Annotated in this window: 15 protein-coding genes; 5 read left to right on the forward strand and 10 right to left on the reverse strand. The window is 63.3% G+C overall.

Features of this window, described 5'->3' with window-relative positions:
• Positions 1–76 precede the first annotated feature (76 nt).
• Positions 77–1,600: a fumarate hydratase gene (locus LT40_RS04735; protein ID WP_043187111.1), complete on the reverse strand. Its 1,524-nt coding sequence runs from the start codon at positions 1,598–1,600 to the stop codon at positions 77–79.
• Between the two features lie 330 nt (positions 1,601–1,930).
• Here LT40_RS04735 and LT40_RS04740 point away from each other — a divergent pair, with 330 nt between their 5' ends.
• Both LT40_RS04740 and LT40_RS04745 read left to right on the forward strand, forming a co-directional pair.
• Complete coding sequence (locus LT40_RS04740) at positions 1,931–3,037, forward strand: GGDEF domain-containing protein (RefSeq protein WP_043187113.1); 1,107 nt, start codon at positions 1,931–1,933, stop codon at positions 3,035–3,037.
• Positions 3,030–3,959: an iron-sulfur-binding ferredoxin reductase gene (locus tag LT40_RS04745; protein ID WP_043187114.1), complete on the forward strand. Its 930-nt coding sequence runs from the start codon at positions 3,030–3,032 to the stop codon at positions 3,957–3,959. The genes LT40_RS04740 and LT40_RS04745 overlap by 8 nt, the downstream gene beginning before the upstream one ends.
• 277 nt (positions 3,960–4,236) lie before the next feature.
• Here LT40_RS04745 and pyk read toward each other — a convergent pair whose 3' ends face one another.
• The gene (gene pyk / locus LT40_RS04750) at positions 4,237–5,691 is read right to left on the reverse strand and encodes a pyruvate kinase (protein WP_043187116.1); all 1,455 of its coding nucleotides are present in this window, start codon (positions 5,689–5,691) and stop codon (positions 4,237–4,239) included.
• A 190-nt stretch (positions 5,692–5,881) separates the two neighbouring features.
• Between pyk and LT40_RS04755 the strand changes: the two genes are divergently transcribed.
• Together LT40_RS04755 and LT40_RS04760 are read left to right on the forward strand one after the other, a co-directional pair.
• A complete protein-coding gene (locus tag LT40_RS04755) occupies positions 5,882–6,256 on the forward strand; it encodes a tetratricopeptide repeat protein (protein WP_043187119.1) in 375 nt (124 codons plus the stop codon).
• 122 nt (positions 6,257–6,378) lie between these two features.
• A complete protein-coding gene (locus LT40_RS04760; protein ID WP_043193304.1) occupies positions 6,379–6,741 on the forward strand; it encodes a PilZ domain-containing protein in 363 nt (120 codons plus the stop codon).
• Positions 6,742–6,756: 15 nt separating this feature from the next.
• Here the strand turns inward: LT40_RS04760 and LT40_RS21535 are convergent, their stop codons facing one another.
• The 3 genes from LT40_RS21535 to LT40_RS04775 are packed head-to-tail and all read right to left on the reverse strand — an operon-like array spanning position 6,757 to position 9,850.
• A complete protein-coding gene (locus tag LT40_RS21535) occupies positions 6,757–8,562 on the reverse strand; it encodes a DUF4350 domain-containing protein (protein WP_052393245.1) in 1,806 nt (601 codons plus the stop codon).
• Between the two features lie 44 nt (positions 8,563–8,606).
• A complete protein-coding gene (locus LT40_RS04770; RefSeq protein WP_043193307.1) occupies positions 8,607–9,314 on the reverse strand; it encodes a 4'-phosphopantetheinyl transferase family protein in 708 nt (235 codons plus the stop codon).
• A gap of 41 nt (positions 9,315–9,355) precedes the next feature.
• Entirely contained in the window at positions 9,356–9,850 is a 495-nt protein-coding gene (locus tag LT40_RS04775) for a SprT family zinc-dependent metalloprotease (protein ID WP_043187121.1), read from the reverse strand.
• A 158-nt stretch (positions 9,851–10,008) separates the two neighbouring features.
• Here LT40_RS04775 and ttcA point away from each other — a divergent pair, with 158 nt between their 5' ends.
• Complete coding sequence (gene ttcA / locus LT40_RS04780) at positions 10,009–10,833, forward strand: tRNA 2-thiocytidine(32) synthetase TtcA (protein ID WP_043187124.1); 825 nt, start codon at positions 10,009–10,011, stop codon at positions 10,831–10,833.
• Between the two features lie 269 nt (positions 10,834–11,102).
• Here ttcA and LT40_RS04785 read toward each other — a convergent pair whose 3' ends face one another.
• From LT40_RS04785 to minD, 5 genes are all read right to left on the reverse strand, one after another.
• Positions 11,103–13,241: a mechanosensitive ion channel domain-containing protein gene (locus LT40_RS04785; protein ID WP_043187127.1), complete on the reverse strand. Its 2,139-nt coding sequence runs from the start codon at positions 13,239–13,241 to the stop codon at positions 11,103–11,105.
• Between the two features lie 106 nt (positions 13,242–13,347).
• Positions 13,348–14,637: a M18 family aminopeptidase gene (locus LT40_RS04790; protein WP_043187129.1), complete on the reverse strand. Its 1,290-nt coding sequence runs from the start codon at positions 14,635–14,637 to the stop codon at positions 13,348–13,350.
• A gap of 252 nt (positions 14,638–14,889) precedes the next feature.
• The gene (locus LT40_RS04795; RefSeq protein WP_043187131.1) at positions 14,890–15,525 is read right to left on the reverse strand and encodes an RluA family pseudouridine synthase; all 636 of its coding nucleotides are present in this window, start codon (positions 15,523–15,525) and stop codon (positions 14,890–14,892) included.
• 90 nt (positions 15,526–15,615) lie between these two features.
• On the reverse strand, positions 15,616–15,870 hold the full coding sequence (gene minE / locus LT40_RS04800) for a cell division topological specificity factor MinE (RefSeq protein WP_043187133.1): 255 nt from the start codon (positions 15,868–15,870) through the stop codon (positions 15,616–15,618).
• A complete protein-coding gene (minD, locus tag LT40_RS04805; RefSeq protein WP_043187135.1) occupies positions 15,870–16,682 on the reverse strand; it encodes a septum site-determining protein MinD in 813 nt (270 codons plus the stop codon). The genes minE and minD overlap by 1 nt, the downstream gene beginning before the upstream one ends.
• Between the last annotated feature and the right edge of the window lie 138 nt (positions 16,683–16,820).

Raw genomic sequence — 16,820 nt, forward strand, 5'->3', positions numbered from 1 at the left:
AGAACCCTCACATCTGTCAGCTAGACAAACGAAAAGCCCGGCGCTAGGCCGGGCTTTTTCAGACAGCCATGGTCGACTATTGCACTTCCACCGCCAGGCTTTCGGCGATCTTGCCCTGCCAGATTGCAGGCCCGGTGATGTGCACCGACTCGCCCTTGCTGTCGACCGCGACGGTCACTGGCATGTCCTTGACGTCGAACTCGTAGATGGCTTCCATGCCCAGTTCCTCGAAGGCCACCACGCGCGATTTCTTGATGGCCTGGGCCACCAGATAAGCCGCGCCGCCGACGGCCATCAGGTACACGGCCTTGTGGTCCTTGATCGCCTCGATGGCGGTCGGGCCACGTTCGGACTTGCCGATCATGCCCAGCAGACCGGTCTGGTCGAGGATCTGCCGGGTGAACTTGTCCATCCGCGTGGCGGTGGTCGGGCCAGCCGGGCCGACCACTTCTTCGCGGACCGGATCGACCGGGCCAACGTAGTAGATGAAACGGCCCTTGAGGTCCACCGGCAGGGTTTCACCTCTGTTCAGCATTTCGACCATGCGCTTGTGCGCAGCGTCGCGACCGGTGAGCATCTTGCCGTTGAGCAGAATGGTCTCGCCCGGCTGCCAGCTTTGCACGTCTTCGGGGGTCAGCGTGTCGAGGTCGACGCGGCGAGCCGACGGGCCGGCTTCCCAGACGATTTCCGGGTAGGCGTCCAGGTCCGGCGCTTCCAGCTCGGCCGGGCCGGAACCGTCGAGCACGAAGTGGGCGTGACGGGTGGCGGCGCAGTTGGGGATCATGCACACCGGCAGGGAGGCGGCGTGGGTCGGGTAGTCCATGATCTTCACGTCGAGCACGGTGGTCAGGCCGCCCAGGCCTTGGGCGCCGATGCCCAGTTGGTTGACCTTGTCGAACAGCTCCAGGCGGATCTCTTCGATACGGTTCTGCGGGCCGCGGGCCTTGAGCTCGTGGATGTCGATGGACTCCATCAACACTTCCTTGGCCATCACCGCGGCTTTCTCGGCCGTGCCGCCGATACCGATGCCGAGCATGCCGGGCGGGCACCAGCCGGCGCCCATGGTCGGCACGGTCTTCAACACCCAGTCGACGATCGAGTCGGACGGGTTGAGCATGGCCATCTTCGACTTGTTCTCGGAACCGCCACCCTTGGCCGCCACGTCCACTTCCACGGTGTTACCGGGCACGATGGAGTAGTGGATCACCGCCGGAGTGTTGTCCTTGGTGTTCTTGCGGGCGCCGGCCGGGTCGGCCAGGATCGAGGCACGCAGGACGTTTTCCGGCAGGTTGTAGGCGCGACGCACGCCCTCGTTGATCATGTCGTCCAGGCCCATGGTGGCACCGTCCCAGCGCACGTCCATGCCCACGCGCACGAACACGGTGACGATGCCGGTGTCCTGGCAGATCGGCCGATGGCCGGTGGCGCACATGCGCGAGTTGATCAGGATCTGAGCGATGGAGTCGCGCGCCGCCGGGGACTCTTCACGCAGGTAGGCCTGGTGCATGGCCTGGATGAAGTCAACGGGGTGGTAATAGGAAATGAATTGCAGGGCGTCGGCGACGCTCTGAATCAGGTCGTCTTGTTTGATCACGGTCATGGGGCGCGCTCCTCTTGGTGGGGAACATTCGTTAAGAAAGCGGGTCAGGTCTTGCCTGACGCTCGGCTTTCGAGGTGCGTCAACATGTAGCAGGTTGGCGCGAAAAAGGCGCGGCAGTATAGCGCGGCCGGAACCACCTGACACGCTGGATCGACGGATTGACGTGGGGTAGAGACGAATGCGCCGTTGGTCCGATTGCCGGTAGACTTCGTCGAGCGATCCAAATTTGAATAGTTATTTCACCCCTTGGCCATTACTATGGCATCACGCCTTTGCACTATTACGGTGCAATCAGGGGAGGGATTCCCATTCAGCACAGCGAGTCTGCGAGTGACCGAGTCCGCCCTGCAACACCTATTGATCAAGCGTTTCTCATTGGCTGCCGGCACTTACGTTTTGGTAATTGGGCTCGTGTGGGTGGCGATCCTGACCCAGTACTGTCGTGTACCTGTGGTAACGGCAGTCGGCACCACCTGCCTGGTCGCGGCCAGCCAAGGCGTGCTGTATTGGATCTTCCGCAGTGGTCTCAACCAGCGCTTCAGCGATCCCAGCCTTACCGAGTTCCAGGTGCTGCTTGCCGTGGCCTGGCACACCTGGCTGATCGCCAACCTCGAGGTGGCTCGCGGTACCTTCATGGTGGTGTATGTGCTGATCCTGCTGTTCGGCGTGTTCCATTTGCCACGTCTGGCATTCGTGCGCTGCGCACTGGTGGTGTTCGTCGCGTTCGTCGGGGTCAACCTGTGGGAGGCCTATCGCATGGCCTTGCCGGACCCTGGGCTGGCCACCCTGCAGATCTGCGCCATGCTGGTGGTGCTGCTGTGGTTGTGCATGTATGCAAGCTACGTGCAGACCTCGCGCCAGCGCATACGCCAGCGTCGCTATGCTCTGCAGGCGCACCAGGACACCCTGCGCGGCATGATGCGCCAGCTCGAAGAGCTGGTCGCCACCGATGAATTGACCGGCTTGTTCAACCGTCGACATTTCCTGCGCCTGGCCTCCCGTGAACTGGCGACGCTCAAGCCGGGTGTCGAGCACGGCCTGGCGCTGATCGACCTCGATCATTTCAAGCGCATCAACGATATGCACGGCCATGCGGCCGGTGACCAAGTGCTGCAGGCCTTCGCGGCGGTGACTCAGGATTGCCTGCGTGACGGTGATGTGCTGGCGCGTTATGGCGGCGAAGAGTTCGTGTTGCTGATGCCTGACGTCGACGCCGATCGCTTGGTGCGCTGTTGCGAGCAGCTGCGCCGGGCCTTTGCCGACGCCGACCCGCAAGGGCTGGGCGCGGCCAATCTGAGTCTGTCGGTGGGCATGACGTTGCTGGTGCAGGGCGACGACCTGGACGACGCCCTGCACCGTGCCGACCAGGCCCTGTACCGCGCCAAGCGCGAAGGCCGTAATCGCTGCGCGGCGGCGTGGGACATGGCCGATGCCTGAGCTGGACACCGGCCATAAGCGCTGGACGGTGGCGGCCGGCAGCAACCTGCTCGACGCCCTCAACGAGGCCGGCGTGCAGGTGCCTTTCAGCTGCCGCGCGGGCAGTTGCCATGCCTGCCTGGTGCGCTGCCTTGCCGGCGAACCCCAGGACCGCAAGCCTGATGCGCTGAGTAGCGACAAGCGTCAGCGAGGTTGGCGCCTGGCCTGCCAGTGTCAGGTCGTCGAAGACCTGCGAGTGGCGGTTTTCGACCCTCAGGGTGACGGTACCAGTGCCCAGGTGATCGGCTGGGACTGGCTTTCGGCGCATGTGCTGCGCCTGCGGTTGCAGACCGAACGCCCCTTGCGTTATCACGCCGGCCAGCATCTGGTGCTGTGGACGTCCACGCCCGAGGGCATGCGGATCGCGCGACCTTATTCCATTGCCAGCCTGGCCCAGGCGGATGACTTCCTCGAGTTTCACCTGGACTGTAGGCGCCCCGGCGCCTTCATCGACCAGGCGCGGCAGTTCGAGGTTGGCAATACGCTGCAAGTGGGCGAGGTCCGCGGCGGGGCCTTGCACTATGACCCCGAATGGCAGGCTCGACCCCTGTGGCTGTTCGCCGCCGGTACCGGATTGGCACCCCTGTGGGGTGTACTGCGCGAAGCTTTGCGGCAGGAACATCACGGCCCGATCCGGGTACTGCACATGGCCAATGAACATTATCTGGATGAACCCTTGCGTGCGCTTGCCCAGAGTCATCCCAACCTTTTCGTTGAACAGTTCCCAGCAGGCGAGCCACCGCCATTGCGTCTCTCGTCGCGCCAGACCATCGCCCTGGTGTGTGGGTCGCCGATCAGCGTCGAAGAATTCTCCAGGCGCCTGTTCCTGGCCGGATTGCCCAGAAGCCAGCTGTACAGCGACGTGTTCGTCGGCCGCGGCTGAGGCGATTGCCGTCCCCTGTAGGAGCGGTCATCGGCCGCGAAAAGAGCCCCAGGCTATACCTGACACACCGCAGCGCACCCTTCGCGGCCACGGACCGCTCCCACAGAGCTGAAGCGATGACCGTGCCCTGTGGGAGCGGTCATCGGCCGCGAAAAGAGCCCCAGGCTATACCTGACACACCGCAGCGCGCCCTTCGCGGCCACGGACCGCTCCTACAGAAATGCAAAAGGCCCCGAGGTTTCAACCCCGGGGCCTTTGGTCTTTCAGCGAGCAATCATCAATCGACCAACGGGTCACCCACGTGCAGGATCTTCATCCCGTTCGTGCCACCGGTCTGTGCATAGCTGTCGCCCTTGGTCAGGATGACCCAGTCGCCCTGTTGCACGATGCCCATTTCCAGCAGTTTGTCGATGGCGGCCTTGCTCACTTCGCTCGGCGGCAACACGGCCGGATCGAAGTCGACCGGGTAGACCCCGCGGAACATCGCGGCGCGGGCCTGGGTGGCACGCTGCGGCGAGAAGGCGAAGATCGGCACCGACGAACGCAGGCGCGACATGATCAGCGAGGTGTACCCGGTTTCGGTCAGGGCGATGATCGCCTTCACGCCCGGGAAATGGTTCGCCGTGTACATGGCCGCCAGCGCGATGCTTTCGTCGCAACGCTCGAACTGCGTGTACAGGCGATGGCTGGACTTCTTGCTGGTCGGATGCTTTTCCGCGCCGACGATGATGCGCGCCATGGCTTGCACGGCTTCGATCGGATAGGAACCGGCAGCACTTTCGGCCGAGAGCATCACGGCGTCGGTGTAGTCGAGCACGGCGTTGGCCACGTCGGACACTTCGGCGCGGGTCGGCATCGGGTTCTGGATCATCGACTCCATCATCTGGGTCGCCACGATCACCGCCTTGTTGTTGCGGCGAGCGTGCTGGATGATCTTCTTCTGGATGCCGATCAGCTCGGCGTCGCCGATTTCAACGCCCAAATCGCCACGGGCCACCATGACGGCGTCACTGGCGCGGATCAGGCCGTCGAGGGTCTCGTCGTCGGCCACCGCTTCGGCGCGTTCGATCTTGGCCACCAGCCAGGCGGTACCGCCCGACTCGTCGCGCAGTTGGCGCGCGTATTCCATGTCCGACGCATCGCGCGGGAAGGAAACGGCCAGGTAGTCCAGGTCCATTTCCGCGGCCAGCTTGATGTCGGCCTTGTCTTTCTCGGTCAGGGCCGGTGCAGTCAGGCCGCCGCCGCGACGGTTGATGCCCTTGTGGTCGGACAGCGGGCCGCCGATCAGCACCGAGCAATGCAGCGAATCGGCGGTGGCGGTTTCCACGCGCATGACCACACGGCCATCGTCGAGCAACAGCTCGTCGCCGACGCCGCAATCCTTGACCAGGTCAGGGTAGTCGATACCCACGACGTCCTGGTTGCCTTCGGTGAGCGGATGGCTGGTGGAGAAGGTGAAGCGATCGCCGACCTTCAGTTCGATGCGTTTGTTGGTGAACTTGGCGATGCGGATCTTCGGACCTTGCAGATCGCCCAGCAGGGCGACGTGACGCCCCAGCCGTGCGGCGATCTCGCGGATCAGACGGGCGCGAGCCTTGTGCTCATCCGGTGTACCGTGGGAAAAGTTCAGGCGAGCGACGTCCAGGCCGGCCTTGATCAGTTGTTCGATCACTTCCGGCGAGTTGGAGGCGGGGCCCAGGGTGGCAACGATTTTGGTACGGCGAACGGTCATGCACTGACTCCTTTATTGAAGCGCTGGCAAAGGCTACTCCTCAATTGCGCTGTCGTCATCGTTCCTCTGCACTATCTCGGGAGGATTTGCCTCGAGAGGATTGGCGCGCCGCGGGTTCGGACGTCCGGGTATTGAAGATTCCCGTCAACGGGTCGATAAAGCCAGATACCCCCTGCGGCAGGAGAATCCCATGCGCGCGCTTTTATTGATTGCCCTGGCCATCGCCGTGTCAGGCTGTAACCGCTGGTCGATGGACCAGCACTTGAACAGCGCCTACCGCGCCTACGACGAGGGCAACTGCGAGAAGGTCGTGCTGGAGCTGTCCCAGGTCGACCGCAAGAGCCGCTCGCGGCCCTACGTGCAACCGGAAGTCTCGATGCTGCGTGGCCAGTGCCTGGAGCGTCAGAAGCTGTACGTGGATGCCGCACAAACCTATCAGTACATCATCAATCGCTACCCCTCCAGCGAGTACGCCTACCGCGCCCAGGCACGTCTGCAGACGCTGGATCAGTTGGGTCACGTTCGTCCGGGAGTACCCGCCCAGCCACGCCCGGCGGCATTCTGAGGTAAATTTCCTGTACCCTGAAACGGCCTTGCAGAAGGCCTGGGCCACCCTGAACGAGTGGACCTGTGAAACGACAGAGGATGAGCGCGACAGTTATGCCGGATATCTACAGCAGGCCCATCATGTACACCGAGCGTCGGATCGAACGGCATCAACTGCCGTACTACCTCAAGGTCTACAACCGTCACACCGGTCGTGCCATGGGTTACATGGGCAACATTTCGGATGTGGGCTTGATGCTGATCAGCGAGCTGCCGTTGCTGGTCGGGCCCGTGTTCGAATTGCAGGTGAAAATCCCGTCGGTCGAGGGCGAGGCCAAGTTGATCGACCTTTCGGCGCATTGCCTGTGGTGCAAGGAAGACGCCACGCCCGGGCACTACGATTCCGGCTTCGAACTGCAAGGCCCGGCGCCGACCGAGTTTCTCAAGCTGGTAGATGCGCTGCGCCACTATTTCACGTTCCATCCCCAGGGCTCTTCGGCCTGACGCATCGGCCTTGGCTCAGCCGCGGGGCTGACGCAGGCTTCGGTAGCGCAGCAGCGACTCGGTGGCCATCTCCCCAGGCCATGCGTCCACCACACTGACCCCGGCAGCAGCCAATCGATCATGCACGCGCTGGCGCATCAGCAACCGCTGCATCGCGCCGCAGTAGATCAGGGCTTCGCGGCGGTTCCGCACCGGTTGCTGACGCAGCCGCTCGAGTGCCTCATTGCGCAGGCTGGCCAGCAACACCGGCTGGCGCTCGGCGATCCTGCCCAACGCAGCGGGCAACTCACGCTCGATGTCGGCATTGAAGCCGGCCACCATCATCACCAATGCGCAAGCTTGCGGCTCGTCATCCAGGGTATCCAGGCTCGCAGGCACCTCGAGGGCGTTACGCAGAGGCTCTAGGTGCGCGATCGCGTCAGCCATGCGCTGCAACTGCTCGGCACCGCATTGCGGCAGCAGCCTGACCGGCAGCGCACAGGAGACTGCCTGCAGGCCCACGGCGAACCCGTCAGCCAGCGCCGCTTCGCTCAGTTGCAGACAGGTTTGTACGGCATGCTGCAACACGCCTGGTTGGTCGACCCAGGCGCCGCATTCGAGCAGCACCCACACCGTCCGATCGACCGGCCCCATGGCAGCACCCATATTACGGCCAGGCCGCGCGACGGACGACATCGGCCCCAGGTTGTCCCTCACGCTTTGCAGTTGCGCCACTGTGCGAACGAATGCTCGGCCTGACAGGCGCTGGCTGCCTATCGGCAGCAACGCGGCGCCGATGCTGCGAGTCGAGTGCTGCGACAGCTGCGCCAGTACCTGCCATTGCTCGGCCACGGCGAGCCTCTCGAAGCCGGGATGATGCAGGCACGCACGTTGCAGCACGTCTCGTTGCAGGGTGGCGAGCAGCTCTCCTGGGCCTTGTTCGCGCAAGCACCGACGGCCTTGCTCGTACAGAAAATGCAGTTGGCGTCGGTCCAGCAGGCGCGATCCGCGGTGTGGGCGATGCCGCACTCTTATCCACCCCAGGCCCACAATGACGACCAGCAGTCCAGCCAGCGCCCACGGAACGTACCGCCCATGGGCTTCGGGCATCGGTTCGAACAGCCAGGTCACCTGGCTGCCCTGGTTCAGGTACCACAGCAGCCAGGCATTGTCGTAGCGCTGGATCTGCTCGTCCTTCCACAATTGCGCGTCGCTGACCAGGGTGATGAGTCCGTCGCCGTAGGCCATTTGCATCAGGTGCGTGGCGCCGTTGCTGTTGGCCCATGACTGGACTTTGCCGGTCGGGTCGTCCAGATGGCGTTGCGTGTCGAAACCCAGGTAGGCCGGTGCTTCTTCGTCCTCCAGGTAGAGCTTGGTCAGACTCGGGTACTCATCGCCCTGAGCAGGGGGCAGTTGCGGCAACTGCGCACTGAGCTGTACGCGAATCTGCAGGCGATCGAGCAAGGCATCGCCACTGCTGGCACTGGCCTCGTCCCACAAGGCGTCGGCAACCGCCAGCAGGCGCCCGCCGCGTTGCACCCAACCCAACAGTTGGTCGACCTGCTGCACCGACAGCGGTGTTTTTCGGTCCAGTAGCAGAAGGCTGTGGCCCGGTGCGGGCAGTGTGTCCAGGTCAGCCCAGGTAGCGGTCGCGTGGTTGACCAGCCCCTGAGCCTGCAGAAAGCTCAGGGCACTTTGATAGGGCATGCTGGCCGGTGGTTGCGAGGCCACGACCCGCGCGATGGATTGCCTGGCCGTCTGGCTGTCCAGCGTCTGCTGCAGCAGCCGGGCGCCGTCCGGTTCCGCTGCGCCGGTCAGGCTGGCCCACAGGGTCAAGGCCACGAGCCCGGCTGCACAGCGTCGGACGCGTTGCCGGTTGGCTGGACTCAACGGACCGCTACCAGGCTCAACAAATGTCCGTCGAACCAGGCAAACTGCCCGTCGATTTCGAAGCCGTTGCCGAACTGCGCGGACAGATCGGTTAGCAGGCGCAGCCGCGCGTGCCCCTCGGCAGTCCAGTGCAGCACTTCGGCATGTTCGAAATAAAAGCGCTTGCCAACCAGTGGGTACAGCGCCTTGAACAGGCTTTCCTTGAGCGAGAACGTCAGCGTCACCACGGTATCCACCTGCGCCGGATCCATCCGGGCCTGTTCGGCCGGGGTCAGTATCTCTGCGCACAGCCGTTCGGCGCGCGCCGCTGGCAGCAGGCTTTCGATGTCCAGGCCCAGGCCCTTGCAATGTTCCCGATGGGCAATCACGGCCGCTGCCCGACCGCTGCCATGGGTGATCGATCCGACGATGGGATCAGGCCACACCGGGGCACGGTCGGCGCCGATGGCCGGTACCTGCGCGGCACCGGTCAGGGCCAGCAGGGCGCTGCGTGCGCACACGCGTCCGGCCAGGTACTCGGCCTGGCGCTTGCTCACCGAGCGCTGGATCGACTCGGGCGCGATGATGTCGCACTGCGCGAAGGCATCGGCCGTCAGTGCGCTGTGGTCGAAACGGTTGCTGAACAGGCATGCGCCGGGTACGTCCAGGGGCAGTGGCCAGTGCTGTCGCAGATCGCTCAGGCAAGCGGGGAGGGCTGTATTCATGTGCGCATTCTGCCCAGCCGCGTCGTGCAAGGGAATGGCGATCATTGCACGCGCGTTTCACCGCTGAACACCAGGGTCTGCCGACACCGTCGGCACAGGTAGCGACGACCTCTGCCCACCAGGCCATGGCGTTGCGCCGAGAATGGAAAGTCGCTGTCGGCGCACGGGCATTTGTAGATATAACGGATGACCTGGCGACGTTTCACCGCGTAGCTGTGGCAGCGGTGCGGCGTCAGCTCGTAGACCCCACGCATGATCAGTTGCCATTCCTCGCCATGGGGCGCGATGCGGTCGCCGAACAGCTGGTGTGCGACCAGGTGCGCGACTTCATGGGGCACGGTCTGCTTGAGGAAATCTTCAGCGTTTTCGCGGTACAGCTGCGGATTGAAGCGCAGCAGGTTTTCGTGCAGGTGCGCGACGCCGGCCTTCTGTCCGCGCAGCTTGATGCTGACCACCGGGCGCTGGAAAGGGCGCTTGAAAAACAGTTCGGCTTGGCGAAAACAGGCTTCGACGCGTTGATTGAGTTGCTCGGGCATTCTTCGACACACTCCAGAAGCGGCGATTATGCCGCAACGTCCAGGGATTGCCGAGCCACCCGTCGCCCGGTTGCATCGCGTGCGGCAGCGGTACACGCCACGGGTCAAAGCGCGTAAAATGCCCGGCCTTTGTCAGCCACCTCGCGGATCCTGTCGCCATGGGCACTCTTTCGGTCAACCAGAACAAACTGCAGAAACGCCTACGCCGACTGGCCGGTGAAGCTGTCGCCGACTACAACATGATCGAAGACGGCGACAAGGTCATGGTCTGCCTTTCGGGCGGCAAGGACAGCTATACCCTGCTCGACGTGCTGCTGCACCTGCAGAAGGTCGCGCCCATCCAGTTCAGCATCGTCGCCGTGAACATGGACCAGAAGCAGCCCGGCTTTCCCGAGCATGTGCTGCCGGCCTACCTGGAACAGCTGGGCGTGGAGTACCACATCGTCGAGAAAGACACCTATTCGGTGGTCAAGGAGCTGATCCCGGAAGGCAAGACCACGTGCTCGCTGTGCTCGCGCCTGCGTCGCGGCACGTTGTACAACTTTGCCGACGAGATCGGTGCAACCAAAATGGCGTTGGGGCACCATCGCGACGACATCGTCGAAACGTTCTTCCTCAACATGTTCTTCAACGGCTCGCTCAAGGCCATGCCGCCCAAGCTGCGCGCCGACGACGGGCGCAACGTGGTCATTCGGCCCTTGGCTTACTGCCATGAGAAGGACATCCAGGCCTATTCGGATTTCAAGGGATTCCCGATCATCCCTTGCAACCTGTGCGGCTCCCAGGAAAACCTGCAGCGCCAGGTGGTCAAGGACATGCTGGTGGAGTGGGAACGCAAGACCCCCGGCCGCACCGACAGCATCTTCCGCAGCCTGCAGAACGTGATGCCGTCGCAGCTGGCCGACCGCAACCTGTTCGACTTCCACAACCTGCGCATCGACGAAAACGCCCCTATGCGGATCGCCAACGTGGTGAACCTGTAGCACCGAGGCGCACCCTTCGCGGCCGATGACCGCTCCCACAGCGATCCAGATCTCCCGTAGGCGCGACCATCGACCGCGAAGGGCAAGGTACAGATCCCTCAGGGCACCCGTGGGAGCGGTCATCGGCCGCGAAGGGCCCGGTACAGATCCCTCAGGGCACCCGTAGGAGCGGTCATCGGCCGCGAAGGGCCCGGCACAGACCTCTCAGGGCACCCGTAGGAGCGGTCATCGACCGCGAAAGCCCCGGCACAGATCCCCCAGGCACCCCGCTATTTCTCGCCAACCGCCCCCGCCGTGATCACCTGCACACTCAGGCGCGGCGTCGCCAGGTCCAGCCCGGCCTCGTCCATCTGCCGCTTGAGCGCCAGGTTGAAAGCCCGCGACACTTCCCACTGCTTGATCGGCCCGGTCTTGAACCGCGCGCGCAGGATCGCCGTGCCCGACTCGAAGCTTTCCACCCCCTGAAACTCCAGCGGAGACCAGATATCGCGCCGATGCAACGGATCGCTGCGCATCTTCTGGCCCACTTCGCGCATCATCTTGATGGCGTCGTCGATCCCCATGCTGTAGGGCACCGCCACACGGAAGATGGCATAGCCGAATTCCCGCGAGTAGTTCTTGATGCTCTTGATTTCGCTGAAGGGAATGGTGTGCACGATACCGTCGATGTCGCGCAGGCGAACCGTGCGGATGGTCAGGCCCTCCACGGTGCCCAGGTGCCCGCCGACGTCGACATAGTCATCGATGGCCAACGAGTCCTCGATGATGATGAACAGCCCGGTGATCAAATCCGCCACCAGCGACTGCGCACCGAAACCGATGGCCAGACCGATCACACCCGCACCCGCCAGCAGCGGCGTCACGTTCATGCCCATATTGGCCAGGGCAATGATCGCGGCAATGATGAAAATGGTCACGAACAGCACGTTGCGGATCAGCGGCATCATGGTCTGCGCGCGCGCGTTGGCCATGCCTTTGCGTGAACGGGTCAGCGCGTGATGGATGCCGGTGTCGGCCAGAATCCATACCAGCCAGGCAAAAATCAACGTGCCCACCAGGCTGGCCAGGCGCACCGAAATTTCGTGGCCATCGCCCTCGGTGAAACCGACCAGCGACATGCCCCACACGCGCAGGCCCAGATCGATGAACACCACCCAGATCAGCAGGTGCATGAGGGTGTAGGCGAAGTGGCTCAAGCGTTCGGAATACAAGGCATGGCGCCTTGGACCCTTGGGTGGGCGCAGGGCATGGCGACGGATCAGGCCATTGATGACCATGCACAGAATCAGCAGCACCGCGCACATCAACGATTGGCGCAGGGCCGTGCTGGTGTCACCGGCGGAGAAGAACGTGGCGAACAGTGAGATGCCCACCAGCACCAGCGCCGGCAGGTACCAGAAGCTGCCGAGAATCTCGATGGTATCGCTGAGGGCGCGACGGGTCAGGCGCCGTGACAGCGGCTGGTTGCGAATCAGGTGGGCGATGGGCCGACGGAAACGCAGGATGAACAAACCAGTGGACAGGGCGGCCAGCACGTTGGCCAGGGTCGCCGCACTGTGCGCCAGGTGCTGGCCGAGCGCGGCAACCATGCGCGGATCGCTCAGGGCCTCGCCGAACGCAGCAAAACTGCCGATCAGCCACAGTGGCCGAAATGCCTGGTGACGCAGGATGTTCAGGGCACGGTGCCGATGCGGACCATCGAGCAGGGAAAACGCGATCACGCAAATGGCCGAAAACAGCGTGCCGACCACCAGGGCATAGGCCATGACCATGGCCAGGCTCTTGCCCAGCGACGAGGGCAGGGCATACCCCACGTACACGGTGATGACCAGTGCCACCAACCAAGGGCCCAGCTTGCGCAGGGCGAAGCGCAGCAGGTCGAGCGTGCGCGGATGCTGCGGCAGTTCTTCCGACAAGCCAAAACGCACGCGCACACGATGGCCGACCCAGATCAAACTGTAGGCGAGCAGGCTCCACACCAGGATGATCAACAGAAAGGCACCGATGATCGGCGGCCATTCGGCCATGGGCAGGGCCAGTGCCAGGAGTTCGTCGTGGGCCAGGGCAACTTCCTCGCTCCAGCGCTGGAACGGGCTGTTATCGCCGGAAAACTGCTGGTCGACGTGCGCCAGGGCGCTGCCGATCATGCCCAGCACGCCTTGCTCGGCGGCCGGCTGGGCCTGCCGGGTACTGTCCCGCAGCTTTTTCAGGTCGCTCAACAGCTTGGTACGTTGCTGGTCGTTTTCCAGGGTCTGGATGACCTGGTCCAGAGACTGGCCCAACGGCTGGGCAGGTTGTTCGGCCGGTTTCTCCGAACTGCCTCCCAACAGGCCGGGCAGGCCGACGGCCTGGGCGGTGATGGGCAGCAAAAGCAGGACGGCAAGCGCCAGGCGCAGGAAAAGGACCATCGGTTGAATCACCTGTAACTCGGTGTTTGGGTGGTGCGCCCTGAGCGGACAGAGGGCGACCCTCTGCCCGCGAACGGGTATTCAGGACACGCCGCGGCTGGCGTGACTACGGCAGCTCGCTGCTGGCATAGAACGCCCCGAGCACCTTGACCAGATGGGCCAGGTCCTGGCTGCCGGCCAGCTCGCGAATCGAGTGCATGGCGAACGTCGGCAGGCCGATGTCGACGGTCCTCACCCCCAGGTGGCTGGCGGTAATCGGGCCGATGGTCGACCCGCAACCCATGTCGCTGCGCACCACGAAGCTCTGCACCGGCACTTCCACCGCCATGCACAGGTGACGGAAGAAGCCGGCCGTCTCGCTGTTGGTCGCGTAGCGCTGGTTGCTGTTGACCTTGATCACCGGCCCGGCGTTGAGCTTGGGGCCATGATTGGCATCGTGCTTCTCGGCATAGTTGGGGTGCACGCCATGGGCGTTGTCCGCCGACACCAGCAGCGAACGCTGGATGCTGCGCACGTACTCGTCGCCTTCGGGAATCAGACGCTGCAGGACCTGTTCGAGCATCGGCCCGTCGGCGCCACAGGCCGAACTGGAGCCGATCTCTTCATGGTCGGTGCACACCAACACGCAGCTCTCGTCGCCTTCGGCGTCGAGCAGGGCTTGCAGGCCTGCATAGCAGGACAGCAGGTTGTCGAGCCGCGCACCGGCGATGAAGTCGCCGTTCAGGCCGATGACCGCTGCACTCTGCGTGTCATAGAAGCTGAGTTCGTAATCGAGTACCACGTCGGCATTGAGCCCGTGTTCGCGCGCCAGTTGTTCGGTCAGCAGCGCGCGGAAGTCGACACGCTCATCACCTGCCACCTGGGCCAGCACCGGCGGCAGTTCGGTCTGGGCATTGATCGCCCAGCCCTGATTGGCCTCGCGATTGAGGTGGATGGCCAAGTTGGGCACCACGGCGATCGGCAGGCGAAAATCGATCAGCTGGCTTTCGACCTTGCCGTCACGGCGGAAGGTGACCCGGCCGGCCAGCGACAGGTCGCGGTCGAACCAGGGTGCCAGCAATGCACCCCCATAGACCTCGACGCCCAGCTGGAAAAAGCCCTGGCGCTGCAACTCGGGTTGCGGTTTCACGCGCAGGCAGGGGCTGTCGGTGTGAGCACCGACCATGCGCAGGCCGTTGAGCAGCGGTGAGTGCTTGCCCAACCTGATGGCGATGATCGAGGAATCGTTGCGGGTCACGTAGTAGCGCCCGCCGGGCACCGTGTTCCAGCTCTCGCGCTCGTCCAGCCGCTGATAACCGGCGGCCTCGAGGCGTCGTGCCATGGTGGCAGTGGCATGGAATGGGGTAGGGGAGGCCTTGAGGAAATCGATCAGGCCCTGGTTCAAAGCTTCGCGCATAGAAAACTCCAGACAGCAATGCCGCCAGTTTACCCGATTGCCCACTTATAGGGCTGCCCAATCCGCTGCCACAGACAACTGCGCCTACCCGTGGGCGCGGTCATCGGCCGCGAACCAGGCACCGCGGTACATCGGGCACACTGTGCTGAGCACTTCGCGGCCACGGACCACTCCCACGGACAACTGCGCCTACCCGTGGGAGCGCTCATCGGCCGCGAACCAGGCGCTGCGATGCATCGGGTACACCACCGTCTAGAACGGTGCAACACACTCGAACGTCATCCGCTCACCCGTCGCCGGATGGGTGAACGCCAGCATGCTCGCATGCAGGCACAGCCGCTCATGGGCCTCCAGCGCTTGGGGATGGGCATACAGTCGGTCGCCCAGCAACGGATGACCGATCGACAACATGTGCACGCGCAACTGGTGCGAACGCCCGGTGATCGGCGTCAGCTCGACGCGACACCATTCCCCGCAGCGCTCCACGACCTTCCAGAAGGTCAGCGCATGCTTGCCGTGCTCGTGATCCACCACATGCCGTGGTTTGGTCGGCGGGTCGTAGCGCAGCGGCAGGTCGACACTGCCGCTGTCCAGCGCCGGTTGCCCCCAGGCCAATGCGGTGTAGGCCTTTTCCGTCTCGCGGTCGTGAAACTGACGGGACAACTCGCGATGGCTGTCGGCATCGCGCGCGAGCAGGATGATGCCGCTGGTTTCCCAATCCAGGCGATGGACGATGCGCGCCTCGGGAAAGCCGTTCTCCTGCAAGCGGGTGATCAGGCAGTCCTTGTTGTCTTCGGCGCGCCCCGGCACCGACAACAGCAGGGTCGGCTTGTCGATGACCAGCACGGCGGCGTCCTGGTAGATGATGCGAATGTTCGACAACGGCATGAAAGGTCTATCTCTCAGAAACGCCAACGGCGGCGCGTCGACCCCTTTCGAAAAGGGGCCGGCGGGCCGCCGTGGAGCCGAGCGCGAGGCTCAGCGGTCAGGCAGGGTAATGTTCAGTTCCAGAATCGAGCAGCTACCCTGATTCTCGAGGGCGACCTGTACTTGGTCACTCTCGATGTTCACATACTTGCGAATCACTTCCACCAGCTCTTTCTGCAGAGCGGGAAGGTAATCAGGGGTCGTGCGTTGGCCGCGTTCATGCGCCACGATGATCTGTAGACGCTCTTTCGCAACCGACGCGGTGGTGCCTTTCTTGCGATCACGAAAGAAGTCGAAAATATTCATTAGCGACCTCCAAACAGGCGCTCGAAGAAGCCTTTCTTCGCTTCTTCAACGAAGCGAAGATTTGTATGCTTGCCCAGCAGACGGTCGACGGCATCGCTGTACGCCTGACCGGCGTCGCTCTGGTCGTCCAAAATCACCGGCGTACCCGAGTTGGAGGCCTTCAGTACAGCCTCGGATTCCGGAATCACGCCCAGTAGAGTGACCGAGAGGATGTCTTTGACATCTTCCACGCCGAGCATTTCACCTTTGCTGACGCGCGAAGGGCTGTAACGGGTAATCAGCAAGTGTTCCTTGATCGGATCCTCGCCCAGTTCGGCGCGGCGCGACTTGCTCGCCAGCAGGCCCAGCATGCGGTCCGAGTCGCGTACCGAAGAGACTTCCGGGTTGGTTACCACGATCGCCTCGTCGGCGAAGTACATGGCCAGGTGGGCACCTTTCTCGATGCCGGCAGGGGAGTCGCACAGAATGTAATCGTGGGTCTTGGACAGCTCGGTGATGATCTTCTCGACGCCTTCCTTGGTCAGGGCGTCCTTGTCGCGTGTCTGGCTGGCAGCCAGGACGAAGAGGTTCTCGACGCGCTTGTCCTTGATCAAGGCCTGCTGCAGGGTGGCTTCGCCGTTCACGACGTTGACGAAGTCGTACACCACGCGGCGTTCGCAGCCCATGATGAGGTCGAGATTACGCAGGCCGACGTCGAAGTCGATGATGACGGTCTTGAAGCCGCGCAGAGCGAGACCGGTGCCGATGGCGGCGCTGGTGGTGGTTTTGCCCACGCCGCCCTTGCCGGATGTAACCACTAGAATCTTGGCCAAGGTGTATCACCCCTACTGAAAAAGGGATTGTTAATCCCCAAAAAAACATGACTTCAAAACATCGGCGGACTACATGAGCTTGCGGTACCGGTAGCAGTACCGCTCGACAACCGCGCTATTTGAAAGTTGCGCTGAAAA

Origin of the sequence: Pseudomonas rhizosphaerae (genome assembly GCF_000761155.1) — a bacterium.
Classification (GTDB): domain Bacteria; phylum Pseudomonadota; class Gammaproteobacteria; order Pseudomonadales; family Pseudomonadaceae; genus Aquipseudomonas; species Aquipseudomonas rhizosphaerae.

Excerpts from the sequence above, each read along its gene's own strand:
- LT40_RS04735 (WP_043187111.1), bottom strand. The coding sequence starts at position 1,600 with ATGACCGTGATCAAACAAGACGACCTGATTCAGAGCGTCGCCGACGCC.
- LT40_RS04745 (WP_043187114.1), top strand. The coding sequence starts at position 3,030 with ATGCCTGAGCTGGACACCGGCCATAAGCGCTGGACGGTGGCGGCCGGC.
- pyk (WP_043187116.1), bottom strand. The coding sequence starts at position 5,691 with ATGACCGTTCGCCGTACCAAAATCGTTGCCACCCTGGGCCCCGCCTCC.
- LT40_RS04755 (WP_043187119.1), top strand. The coding sequence starts at position 5,882 with ATGCGCGCGCTTTTATTGATTGCCCTGGCCATCGCCGTGTCAGGCTGT.
- LT40_RS04760 (WP_043193304.1), top strand. The coding sequence starts at position 6,379 with ATGTACACCGAGCGTCGGATCGAACGGCATCAACTGCCGTACTACCTC.
- LT40_RS04770 (WP_043193307.1), bottom strand. The coding sequence starts at position 9,314 with ATGAATACAGCCCTCCCCGCTTGCCTGAGCGATCTGCGACAGCACTGG.
- LT40_RS04775 (WP_043187121.1), bottom strand. The coding sequence starts at position 9,850 with ATGCCCGAGCAACTCAATCAACGCGTCGAAGCCTGTTTTCGCCAAGCC.
- ttcA (WP_043187124.1), top strand. The coding sequence starts at position 10,009 with ATGGGCACTCTTTCGGTCAACCAGAACAAACTGCAGAAACGCCTACGC.
- LT40_RS04785 (WP_043187127.1), bottom strand. The coding sequence starts at position 13,241 with ATGGTCCTTTTCCTGCGCCTGGCGCTTGCCGTCCTGCTTTTGCTGCCC.
- LT40_RS04790 (WP_043187129.1), bottom strand. The coding sequence starts at position 14,637 with ATGCGCGAAGCTTTGAACCAGGGCCTGATCGATTTCCTCAAGGCCTCC.
- LT40_RS04795 (WP_043187131.1), bottom strand. The coding sequence starts at position 15,525 with ATGCCGTTGTCGAACATTCGCATCATCTACCAGGACGCCGCCGTGCTG.
- minE (WP_043187133.1), bottom strand. The coding sequence starts at position 15,870 with ATGAATATTTTCGACTTCTTTCGTGATCGCAAGAAAGGCACCACCGCG.